Origin of the sequence: Nocardia veterana NBRC 100344, from assembly GCF_000308855.1 — a bacterium.
Classification (GTDB): Bacteria; Actinomycetota; Actinomycetes; order Mycobacteriales; family Mycobacteriaceae; genus Nocardia; species Nocardia veterana.
In genome coordinates, this window is record NZ_BAGM01000008.1 from 73,301 (window position 1) to 85,039 (window position 11,739).

Genomic DNA, 11,739 nt, shown 5'->3' on the forward strand with positions numbered 1-11,739 from the left:
ACTCTCCTCAGCCGAGCGCGGCGGCCAGGGCGGTCGCGTTGTCGGTTTGCCACTTCACGAAATCGGTATTCGCCGGGAGGGTTTCGGTCACCTCGACGATCGGAACACCCGCGGACCGGGCGGTCGCGGCCACATCCTTCGTGGTCTTGTCCTCGGTTTGGATGTTGTAGATCAGGGCGCGAACCTGCTTGGTGGTCAACAGGTCTCGGATCGCCGCCAGATCCGCCGGCGCCGGATCGGTGCCCTGTTCGATCGCCTCCTCGAAGGCGTGTGGCGTGCGGTCGTCGGTGCCGGCGGCGACCAGCAGGTAGTGGGCCAGCGGCTCGGTCTGCAGAATCGGCGATTTGGGATGGGTGGCAGCGATTTTCGCGGTGATCGCGGTGACGTTCGCCAACCGGCCGCGCAGGGCGGCGGCGCGGTCGGCGAAGGCCTGCTTGTGCTCCGGGGCGATCTGCCCGAGTTCGTCGGCGATCTTGTTCGCCACAGCGCCGACGGTGCCCATGTCGTACCAGAGGTGTTCGTTCTCGTCGTTCGGCGCGGTGCGCAGATCGAAGGCCGAGATAGTGGGCTCGGTGCGGCCCTGGGCGGCCTTCTCGGCGAATTCGTCGTAGTGCCCGCCGTTGTAGACGACCAGGGCGGCATCGTGGATGGCCGCCGCATCCGCCGGGGTGGTCTGATAGGAATGCGGATCCTCGGTCGGGCTGTCGATGATCGACTTCACCTCGATATCGGGCCCGCCGACGGCGGCGGCCACACTGCCCCACACATCGGTGGAGGCTACGACGGTCGGTTTGCCGGAATCCGAGTCCGAGCCCGAGCAGGCGGCCAGCGTGAGTGCGGTGGTGACTCCCAGCGTGGCGACAGCAATTCGGACGGCGAAATTTCTGATCACGCGGGGTACTCCTGCACACGAGCTCTTAACGGAAACGATTTCCATTTAAATGTAGCGCATGGGGCCGGGTGCAGTGCTATCGATTCGTCCGGATCGGGTGTGAACCCGGACACCGAGCGGGGCCCGGCTCCGGCTCGGTCGATCCGAGCGGAGCCGGGCCCCGACGAGTTGCCTACCGGTTCGCCGCTACTGCGCGAGCGCGGCGACCGGCTGACTGAGCAGCTGGGCGCAGCGCAACAGACCCAGATGGCTGTAGGCCTGCGGGTGGTTGCCGAGCGACCGTTCGGCCACCGGGTCGTACTCCTCGCTGAGCAGACCGGTCGGTCCGGCGACATCCACGAGCTGCGCGAACAGCGCCTCGGCGTCCTCGCGTTTGCCGATCAGTAGATAGGCCTCCACCAGCCAGGCCGCGCACAGGTGGAACCCACCCTCGCCGCCGGGCAGGCCGTCGTCGTGGTGGTAGCGGTAGACGGTGGACCCGCTGCGCAATTCCGCCTCGGTCGCGACCACGGTGGCGGCGAAGCGGGGATCCGAGGGGTCGATCAGACCGCTCAGTCCGATGTGCAGGGTCGCGGCGTCCAGATCGGTGCCGTCGTAGGCCGCGGTGTAGGACTGCACCTGCTCGTTCCAGCCCTTGGCCTTGACCTCGTCGGCGATGGTCTCGCGCAATTCCACCCAGGCCGGGTCGGCGGTGCGATCGAACCGCTCGGCCAATTTCAGCGCGCGATCGACCGTGAGCCAGCCCATCACCTTCGAGTACACGTGGTGCCGGGGATTACCGCGGATCTCCCAGATGCCGTGATCGGGTTCGCGCCAGCGCCGCTGCACGGCCGAAACCATGGCTTCGACCAGTTCCCAGTCGCGATCCGGCAGCGCCTTGGCGGGATCCGTGATGCCCTTGGCCTCGCGCGCCTGGGCCAGCGCCGCGATCAGATCCACGATCGGCCCGAAGACGTCGAGCTGAACCTGCATATTCGCCGCGTTGCCCACACGCACCGGCCGGGAACCGGCATAGCCCGGCAGCTGGTCCAGCACGGCCTCGGGCGGCAGCGTCTCGCCGTAGAGGGTGTAGAGCGGGTGCAGGCGTTCGGGTCCGGCCAGTGTCTCGAGGACGCGATGGGTCCAGGCCAGGAAATCCTCCGCCTCGCTCAGCGATCCCAGGGTGACCAGAGCGTGTGCGGTGAGGGAGGCGTCACGCAGCCAGCAGTAGCGGTAGTCCCAGTTGCGGACGCCGCCGATGTCCTCGGGCAGCGAGGTGGTGGCCGCGGCCAGGATCGAACCCGAGGGCGCGTGCACCAGCCCGCGCAGGGTGAGCGCCGAACGCTTCATCAGATCCGGCTTGAGCGGCGGCAGCTTCAGCTCGTTGGCCCAATCGCGCCAGTACCGCTCCGCCTCGTTCCGCCGTTCCGCCTCGCTCACCATGGCGGGGGCGAGATCGGAGGTACCACAACGCATTTCGAGGACGATCGGTCCCTCGGACGGATCCACCACCGCGCGCGCGACATGGTGGATGCCCTCCTCGAAGATCTCCCACTGCACGCCGGGCGAGCGCAGCACGATCGGATCGTTGGTGCCGTGTACGCGCAGGCCCGCGGGTTCGCGGACCAGGGTCACCGGCACCTGGCCGAATTCCGGGCGCGGCGCGAAGGTCACGACGGCCTTGGCGTCACCGGTGATGACTCGGGTCAGATCGGTCCGCTCCAGGGCCACGTCGTGCGGCAGGTAATCGACGATTTTCAAACTGGACCAACGGGTTTCGACCGTCATGGTCCCGTCGACGTAGCGCTGCGACAGCGGCAGGCTCTGGCGTTCGGGGGCGACGGTGAAATGTCCCGCCGCCGGGCCGCCCAGCAGATGGGCGAAGACCGCGGCCGAATCGGGTTCCGGATGGCAGAACCAGCTGACCGTTCCGTCCGGGGTGAGCAGCGCCTTCGACCGCGGCGAGGCCAGCATCGTCAGCCGCTCGATCCGGGGTGCGGAGGCGCCGGCGAGCCAGGTGCGCCGCTCCTCCAGCAGGAACGCCAAGGCCTTGGCGACCTCTTCGGTGCTGGGCACCCGGTATTCGGCCAGGCTCTCGCCCTCGCCGACCTTGATGCCGATATCGGGTCCGGACAGCCGGGCGAAGGCCTTCTCGTCGGTGACGTCGTCACCGAAGAACACGGCCGCCGAGGCGCCCTCCTGATGCCGGATGATGTCGAGGGCAGCGCCCTTGTCGGTCTGAATGACGGCCAATTCGATGACCGCCTTGCCCTCGGTGACCTGCACGCCGACCCAGCTGGCCGGGCCCTGCCGGGCCTGCTGCAGCGCGCGCCGGCCCACCTCGGGGGAGGCGTTGCGCACGTGCAGCGCGATGCTGGCGGGTTTGGCCTCCACGGCCACACCGGGATTGTCGTCGGCGATGGCGGCCAGGGCGTGCCGCACCTCGGTCAGTAATTGTTTGGCGTCGTTGTCGATGGCGTGGACGAAGCCCACATCGAATTCCGAGCCGTGGCTACCGATCAGTTGGACCTCGACCGGTAGCCGGGACAGCGCCGCGAGATCTCGCAGCGCGCGGCCGGAGATGACGGCCGCGGTGGTGCTACTCAGGCCGGCGAGCGCGCGGAGGGCGCTGACCGATTCCCGATGGGGATAGGCCTTTGCCGGATCGGACACTATGGGCGCGATTGTCCCGTCGTAGTCCGAAGCGACCAGTAGCCGCGGCACGCGCGCTACGGCCGACAAGGCACGGCGAAGTTCGTGTGGCAGATCCTGTGCGCTCACGCATCCAACCTAGTGATCGGAGGAGATTTTTCAGGGCGCGAGAAACTTTACTGGGTGACGTTTGCCCGCGTGTTCGCGCAGTGATACGTGCTGTTTACACGAGCCTCGCCGAACCCGATCGGCCGCGGGGAGGCGGCCGGCCGGGCGTGCGATTATCGGCGTGGATCAGGACTTTTCGCCCAGCAGCAGATCGACCGTCAGATCGAGGCGTTCGGCCACATCGGTTGCCGACGCCCGGCGAGTGAGCCACGCCACCAGATTCGACAGCCACACATCGCTGATGACGCGGGCGATGGCCAGATCCCGCTCGGTGGGTTCGCCCTCGTTGACCGCCCGGGCGAAGAAGCGGTCCATCACCTTGCCGACCCGATCGACCTCGGCGGCGGCGGACGCGTCGGCGAACATGAAGGCTCGGGTCATGGCCTCGGTGAGCAGCGGATCGCGCTGCATGGCCCGGGTGACCTGGGTCAGCATCAGGTGCATGCGCTCCTGCGGGGTCTGCCCGGCCAGCGGTTTGCGTTTGCTGTCGAACTGCTCGAATTCGCGCGCCAGCGCCGAGACCAGCAGGTGCACCTTCGACGGGAAGTATCGGTACAGCGTCCCGACCGCGACATCGGCGCGTTCGGCGACCGCGCGCATCTGCACGGCGTCGTAGCCGCCCTTGGAGGCGAGCGCGAGGGTGGCGTCGAGGATCCGCTTGCGTCGCTCGCGCTGGGCCGCCGAGCTCAGCTCGTCCTCGCTGAGGGTGCTGACCGTCGTGCGATTGCGGGCGCCGTTGCGCGCACCCGAGTCGGCTGCCTGCTCTCGGGAGGGACTGGCCATTCGTGAAAGTCCTTTCCTACACGCCCGTCGGTTCCGGTGGCCGACGAGCGTAGTCCAGCGGCGGCGACGAGCGCCTCTTGACTTACGCCCGACCGTCACATTAGAACATGTTCTAGGTGTGGGAGTCACGCCGGAAAGGCGGTATGGAGTGTGACCATCGCCACCACTGACGAGCATAAAGCCGTTCAGGAGTCGATGCGCGGATGGGCCGCAGCGGTGCACCCGATTGCAACAATGCGCAGTGGCGCGCCGGGGTATTGGCGTGAGTTCTGGCCGGGCCTGGTGGGCCTCGGCGTCTTCCGCGTCGCGGTCCCGGAGGAGGCCGGCGGCGCGGGCGGCTGCGTGCGCGATCTGGCCGTGCTGATCGAGCAGGCGGCGCACGATCTCGTGGGCGGACCGGTGACGGCTACCGCGCTGGCCGGCCTCGTTGCCGGCGACACCCTCGACGAGGATACGCCCTGCGGGGTCGCACTGAGCGAGCCGGTTGTGGTGTCGCACAACACAACCGACGGACTCGAGGTGTCCGGCACCTGGGCGACGGTCCTCGGCGCCGACGAACGGACCGCGCTGTTGCTGCCGGTGCGCTCCGGCGACCGCGAGCTGTGGTGCCTGCTGCCGGCCGGCGCCGCGGGCGTCCGGGTCGAGGTGCTCGACGCGCTCGATCCGAGCACCCCGCTGGCCCGGGTGGAGTGTTCCGGTACCCCGGTGCCCGCCGACCACATCTTCGAACCGCCCTGTTCGGTGCGCGATCTCGCAGCGGCGCTGATCGCGGCCGAGGCGGCCGGGATCGCGGGCTGGTGCCTGGAGACCGCGGTCGACTACGCCAAGGTGCGCGAACAGTTCGGCCGCAAGATCGGCGAGTTCCAGGCGGTCAAGCACATGTGCGCCTGGATGCTGTGCCGCACCGAGCAGACCCGCGCCGTGGCGGCGGACGCCGCGGCAGCGGCAGATTCGGCCACCGCCGCGGCAGCGGCAGATTCGGCCACCGCCGCGGCAGCGGCTGATTCGGCGACCGCCGCGGCAGCGGCAGATTCGGCACCAGCTGAGTCCGGTGGCAGCGAGTTGCGGTTGGCCGCCGCGGTGGCCCTGACCGTCGCACTGGATGCCGCCGTGGAGAATGCCAAGGACTGCATCCAGGTGCTGGGCGGGATCGGCTTCACCTGGGAGCACGACGCGCACCTGTATCTGCGCCGCGCTACCGCGCTGCGGGCGCTGCTGGGTGGCTCCGCGCGGTGGCGCGCCGAGGTGGCGAAACTGACCCACGCCGGGGTGCGGCGCACAGTATCGATCGATCTCGGCGAGGGCGCGGACAACGGATCTGCCTGGGAGGCAGCCGGTTTGGATGCCGCCGAGGGGGCGGTGCTGGCCGCCGACCTGGCTCGGATCGCGGCGCTGCCCGCCGGCGAGCAACGCGCCGCGCTGGCCGACGCCGGACTGCTGGCCTGCCATTGGCCGGCTCCCTACGGCCGCGACGCCGGGCCGATCCAGCGCAGCCTGATCGAGGATCAGATCCGCAAGGCCGGCATCGAACTCCCGGACCTCGTGATCGCGAACTGGGCGATCCCCACGCTGCTGCAGTGGGGCACCCCCGAGCAGATCGAGCGCTTCGCCCCGCCCACGTTGACCGGCGAGGTGATCTGGTGCCAGCTGTTCTCGGAGCCGGGCGCCGGATCGGATCTGGCCTCCCTGCGAACCGTCGCCGAACGGGTCGACGGTGGCTGGAAGCTGCGCGGCCAGAAGGTGTGGACCTCGCTGGCCGACCGCGCGACGTGGGGTATCTGCTTGGCGCGCACCGATCCGGCGGCGCCGAAGCACAAGGGCATCAGCTACTTCCTGGTCGATATGAAAAGTCCGGGACTCGAGATCCGGCCGCTGGTGGAGATCACCGGTGAGGCCCGGTTCAACGAGGTCTTCCTCGACGATGTGTTCGTGCCCGACGACTGTCTGGTCGGCGAACCGGGCAACGGCTGGCGGATCGCGCGCTCCACCCTCTCCGCGGAACGAGTCGCCATGGGCGGCAAGGGGATCGGTGCGGAGTTGGAGGCCGTGATCGCGGCCGCACCCACCACGGGCCCGGGTGCGGAGGTGGTCGCCGACCGCCTCGGCGCGCTGATCGCGGAATCGGTGGCGGGCACATTGCTGGAGGCGCGCGCGGCGCGGAAGCTGCTGGCCGGCGGGGATCCCGCCGCGGAGAGCAGCGTGCGCAAACTGGTCGGCGTCCGGCACCGGCAGGCGGTGGCCGAATTCGCGGCCGAGCTGGCCGGCCCGGCCGGCGCGCTGGACACCGACGTGGTGAAGGAATTCCTGCTCACCCGCTGTCTGTCGATCGCCGGCGGCACCGAACAGATTCTGCTGACCGTCGCCGGGGAGCGGATTCTCGGGCTGCCGCGCGAAACGAAGGGCTGAACTCGCCGGGCCGGCCCTTTCGACGGAGCAGCCCATATCCAACAGGGAGCAATGCATTGGACTTCACCAGGGACGAAAGTCAGGACGCGGTCGCCGAAGTCGTCGTGAGCCTGCTCGAGCACGACGGGGCACGCGACGACGCGTTGTGGCCGGCGCTGGTCGAGAGCGGGCTGTTGGCGCTACCGCTGCCGGAACAGTACGGCGGCGACGATATGGGCCTGCTCGAGGTTTCGACCATGCTGACCGAACTCGCGACCGACGCGGTCGCGACGCCGGCGCTGTCGACCCTCGGCTTCGGGGTGCTGCCACTGGTCGGGCAGCTCGGCGGCGAGCTGGCGGGTGAGGTGTTCCCGGCCGTCGCCAAGGGTGCCGTGCTGACCGCCGCGCTGCACGAACCGGGCGCACCGTTCGCCACCGAACCGCAGACCAAAGCGGTGGCCGACGGCGACTCGGTGCGGATCACCGGTCGCAAGATCGCGGTGCCGTATGCCGAACAGGCGCAATGGATTCTGGTGCCGACCGACCGCGGTATCGCGGTGGTCGACGGTGCGGCGAACGGGATCACCCGCACCGAGAGCCCGAGCTCGACCGGGGCGCCGGAATACTCGGTCTCGTTCGACGACACCGTGATTCCGGCGGCGCAACTGCTGAACGTTCCGCTGGTGACGCTGCATCGCATCGCGCTGGCCGCGATCGGTGCGGTCGCCGACGGCCTGCTCAAAGGCGTGCTGGCGCTGACCTCGGAACATCTGCGGACCCGGCAGCAGTTCGGCCGGCCGCTGGCCGAATTCCAGGCCGTCGCACAGGAAATCGCCGACGTCTATGTCGTATCGCGGACGCTGCAGGTGGCCGCGACCTCCGCGAACTGGTCGCTGGCGCGGTATCTGCGCGAGGGCGGCGCGATCGAAGGCCGCGTCGACGACGATCTCGACGTGCTGGCGTTCGTCGTGGCCTCCGAGCTGCCCGCGGCCATGCAGCGATGCCATCACCTGCACGGCGGTATCGGCGTCGATATGACTCACCCGCTGCACCGCTACTACTCACAAGCCAAGGACATCGCCCGCTGGCTCGGCGGTGCGTCGTTCCGGCTGGACCGGTTGGGAGCCAGATGTACATCGATCTGACCGCGCAGCAGCATCAGTTGCGCGACGAGTTACGCGCCTACTTCGCCGATCTGGTCACTCCCGAGGAGGAGGCCGAGATGGCGGTCAACCGCCACGGCGACGCGTATCGCGCGGTGGTGAAGCGGATGGGACGCGACGGCCGGCTCGGCGTGGGCTGGCCGAAGGAATACGGCGGCCAGGGCTTCGGCCCGCTGGAACAGCAGATCTTCTACAACGAGGCGGTGCGCGCCGATGTGCCGGTGCCGCTGGTGACGCTGCTGACCGTGGGCCCGGCGCTACAGTCGTTCGGTACCGAGGAACAAAAACGCAAGTTCCTGCCCGGAATCCTCACCGGCGATATTCATTTCGCCATCGGCTACTCCGAACCCGATGCCGGCACCGATCTCGCCGCGCTGCGCACCTCGGCCGTCCGCGATGCGAACGGCGACTGGATCGTCAACGGGCAGAAGGTGTTCACCACCGGTGCGCACGAGGCCGACTACATCTGGTTGGCGGTGCGCACGGGCACGGTCGAATCCCGGCACCGGGGTATCTCGATCCTGATCGTCGACACCAGCGATCCCGGCTACTCGTGGACGCCGATCATCACCGCCGACGGCGCGCACCACACCAACGCCACCTACTTCGACAATGTGCGGGTCCCCGCGGACATGCTGGTCGGGGAGGAGAACGGCGGCTGGAAGCTGATCACCACCCAGCTCAATCACGAACGGGTGAGCCTGGGCCCCTCCGGCAAGATCGAACAGCTCTACGAGCGGGTCCGTGATTGGGCGCGCGCCCAGGGTGTGCTGGATCGGGACGAGGTGCGCCGTGCGCTGGGCCGGCTGCACGCCATGGTCCGGGTGAACGAACTGCTGAACTGGCAGGTCGCCTCGAATATGGAACGCCCGGATACCGACCAGCGTGACGTGATCGCCGACGCCTCGGCCACCAAGGTCTTCTCCACCGAGGCACTGCAGGAGGCGGGCCGCCTGGCCGAGGAGATCGTAGGCCGGTTCGGCGACCCCGCCGACCCCGCCACCGCGGAACTGCTGACCTGGCTGGACAAGCGCACCAAGCAGAACCTGGTGGTGACCTTCGGCGGTGGTGTCAACGAGGTCATGCGCGAATTGATCGCGCAGATGGGCCTGCGCCTGCCCCGCGTACCGAGATAGGAGTCAGCAACCGTGACACAGTCTTTCACGGCCGACGAGATTCGCGCGGGTCTCGAGCGGATCAAGGCCGACGGGGAATCCGCGCCGCGTGCCGGCCGCGATCCGATCAACCAGCCGATGATCAACAACTGGGTCGAGGCCATCGGCGATCGCAACCCGATCTATGTGGACGAGGCGGCGGCGCGCGCGGCGGGACACCCCGGCATCGTCGCGCCGCCGGCGATGGCCCAGGTGTGGACCATGCTGGGACTGGGTGGCACTCGCGCCGCCGACGATCCGATGACCCGCACCAACGACCTGTTCGATGCGGCCGGTTTCACCTCGGTGGTAGCCACCAATTGCGAGCAGATCTACCACCGTTACCTCCAGCTCGGCGAGCAGGTGACAGTGCGGTCGAGCGTCGAGGAGATCGTCGGGCCGAAGCGGACCGCGCTGGGGGAGGGCTGGTTCACCACCTATCGCACCAATTGGTACGTCGGTGACGAGCTGGTCACCGAGATGCTGTTCCGCATGCTGAAGTTCGCCCCGGGAACCGGAAAGTCCGCCGGCCCGGTGGAATCCGGCGACATCTCGGCCGAGGATCTGGCGAAGCGGGTGCGGCCCACCGTCTCGAAGGACACCGAGTTCTTCTGGGAGGGAACGAAACTCGGTGAGCTGCGGATCCAGCAGCGGCCCGACGGCACGCTGCAGCACCCGCCGGTTCCGGCGCTGTGGAAGGACCACACCGAGCAGACCGACTATGTGGTGGCCTCCGGGCGCGGCACCGTGTTCAGCTTCGTGGTTCATCATGCGCCGAAGGTGCCCGGCCGGCAGGTCCCCTACGTGGTAGCGCTGGTGGAACTCGAGGAGGGGGTGCGCATGCTGGGGGAGCTGCGCGGCATCGACCCCGCGGAGGTCGAGGTGGGCCTGCCCGTCGAGGTGGGCTTCCAGCAGCTCGACGACGACAACACCGTGCCCTACTGGAAGGCAGTGCGATGACCTCGACGATCGAGCCGACCGCGGTGCAGGTCGGAACCGCGTTGCCGGAGTTGGTGATTCACGCCGATCCGACCTTCGTGATCTCCACCGCCCTGGCGACCCGGGATTTCCAGGATGTGCATCACGATCGGGACAAGGCGGTCGCGCGCGGATCCAAGGACATCTTCGTCAACATCCTCACCGATACCGGCCTGGTGCAGCGGTTCGTGACCGACTGGGCGGGACCGCGTGCGCTCGTGAAATCCATCGCCCTGCGGTTGGGCGTCCCCCTGTACGCGGGGGACACGCTGACCCTGACCGGCACCGTCGCGGCGGTCGACGGCAACGACATCACCATCGACGTGGTCGGCAAGGACAGCCTCGGCGACCACATCACGGCGAAAGCCGTCATCTCCCTGCAGGAGGCACGCCAGTGACGGGTCTGAGCCGTAGCGCCGCGATCGTGGGTATCGGCGCCACCGACTTCTCGAAGGACTCCGGCCGCAGCGAACTGCGCCTGGCCGCGGAGGCCGTCACCGCCGCGCTCGCCGACGCCGGGCTGACGCCCGCCGACGTGGACGGCCTGACGACCTTCACCATGGATACCAACACCCAGGCCGCGGTGGCGCGGGCCACCGGCATCCCGAGTCTGAAGTTCTTCAGCAACATTCCGTTCGGCGGAGGTGCGGCCGCGGCGACCGTGCAACAGGCGGCGATGGCGGTGGCCACCGGTATCGCGGATGTGGTGGTGGCGTATCGGGCGTTCAACGAGCGGTCCGGAAATCGATTCGGGCAGTTCGCCACTCATCTGGCGACCGGGAATCCGAGCTCCTCCGGCGTGGACAACGCGTTCTCCTACACCCACGGCCTCGGTACCCCGGCCGCGCAGGTCGCGATGGTGGCCCGCCGCTATATGCACGTATACGGTGCGCGCAGTACGGATTTCGGCCGGGTGGCGGTGGCCGACCGCAAGCACGCCGCGGTGAACCCGGCTGCCCACTTCTACGGCAAGCCGATCACCCTCGACGACCATCAGGCGTCGCGCTGGATCGCCGAACCGCTGCACCTGCTGGACTGCTGTCAGGAAACCGACGGCGGTGTGGCGCTCGTGATCACCAGCGCCGATCGGGCCCGCGACCTGCCGAACAAGCCGGCCCTGATCGCCGGTGCCGCCCAGGGTTCCGGCGCGGACCAGTACGTGATGACCAGCTACTACCGCGATGCCCTGACGGGTCTGCCGGAAATGGGGCTGGTCGGTGACCAGTTGTGGGCGCAGAGCGGATTGCGGCCGGACGATATGCAGGCGGCGATTCTCTACGACCACTTCACCCCGTTCGTGCTGATGCAGCTCGAGGAACTGGGCTTCTGCGGTCGCGGCGAGGCCAAGGATTTCGTGGCCGACGGGGCGATCGAAATCGGGGGCCGACTGCCGCTCAACACCCACGGCGGGCAGCTCGGCGAGGCTTACATCCACGGCATGAACGGCATCGCCGAGGGGGTGCGCCAGATCCGTGGCACCTCGGTGAATCAGGTCGAGGGCCTGGAGAACATCGTCGTCACCGCCGGCACCGGCGTGCCGACCTCCGGACTCGTACTCACCGCGGCCTGACGCTCGGGGAGCCGC

At 68.6% G+C, this 11,739-nt stretch carries 9 protein-coding genes; 6 read left to right on the forward strand and 3 right to left on the reverse strand.

The window, feature by feature from the left end; translation table 11 throughout:
- Nucleotides 1–7 precede the first annotated feature (7 nt).
- From ON37_RS02185 to kstR, 3 genes are all read right to left on the reverse strand, one after another.
- A complete protein-coding gene (locus tag ON37_RS02185; protein ID WP_083892657.1) occupies nt 8–937 on the reverse strand; it encodes a metal ABC transporter solute-binding protein, Zn/Mn family in 930 nt (309 codons plus the stop codon).
- Between the two features lie 141 nt (nt 938–1,078).
- Nucleotides 1,079–3,652 (reverse strand): trehalose-phosphatase, encoded by a 2,574-nt coding sequence (gene otsB, locus ON37_RS02190; protein WP_040715930.1) that lies wholly within the window; start codon nt 3,650–3,652, stop codon nt 1,079–1,081.
- A gap of 165 nt (nt 3,653–3,817) precedes the next feature.
- The gene (gene kstR, locus ON37_RS02195; protein WP_040715933.1) at nt 3,818–4,474 is read right to left on the reverse strand and encodes a cholesterol catabolism transcriptional regulator KstR; all 657 of its coding nucleotides are present in this window, start codon (nt 4,472–4,474) and stop codon (nt 3,818–3,820) included.
- 150 nt (nt 4,475–4,624) lie between these two features.
- Between kstR and ON37_RS02200 the strand changes: the two genes are divergently transcribed.
- From ON37_RS02200 to ON37_RS02225, 6 genes are read left to right on the forward strand one after another with little or no spacing between them, the layout of a single operon-like run.
- Complete coding sequence (locus ON37_RS02200) at nt 4,625–6,880, forward strand: acyl-CoA dehydrogenase family protein (protein WP_040715936.1); 2,256 nt, start codon at nt 4,625–4,627, stop codon at nt 6,878–6,880.
- Nucleotides 6,881–6,936: 56 nt separating this feature from the next.
- Nucleotides 6,937–8,004, forward strand: coding sequence for an acyl-CoA dehydrogenase family protein (locus ON37_RS02205; protein ID WP_040715938.1), 1,068 nt, complete (start codon nt 6,937–6,939; stop codon nt 8,002–8,004).
- Entirely contained in the window at nt 7,989–9,158 is a 1,170-nt protein-coding gene (locus ON37_RS02210) for an acyl-CoA dehydrogenase family protein (RefSeq protein ID WP_040715942.1), read from the forward strand. Before ON37_RS02205 ends, ON37_RS02210 begins: the two co-directional genes overlap by 16 nt.
- Before the next feature lie 12 nt (nt 9,159–9,170).
- Nucleotides 9,171–10,136, forward strand: coding sequence for a bifunctional MaoC family dehydratase N-terminal/OB-fold nucleic acid binding domain-containing protein (locus tag ON37_RS02215; RefSeq protein ID WP_051031053.1), 966 nt, complete (start codon nt 9,171–9,173; stop codon nt 10,134–10,136).
- Entirely contained in the window at nt 10,133–10,552 is a 420-nt protein-coding gene (locus ON37_RS02220) for a MaoC family dehydratase (RefSeq protein ID WP_040715945.1), read from the forward strand. The genes ON37_RS02215 and ON37_RS02220 overlap by 4 nt, the downstream gene beginning before the upstream one ends.
- Nucleotides 10,549–11,724: a lipid-transfer protein gene (locus tag ON37_RS02225; protein WP_040715947.1), complete on the forward strand. Its 1,176-nt coding sequence runs from the start codon at nt 10,549–10,551 to the stop codon at nt 11,722–11,724. The genes ON37_RS02220 and ON37_RS02225 overlap by 4 nt, the downstream gene beginning before the upstream one ends.
- The last annotated feature ends 15 nt before the right edge of the window (nt 11,725–11,739 follow it).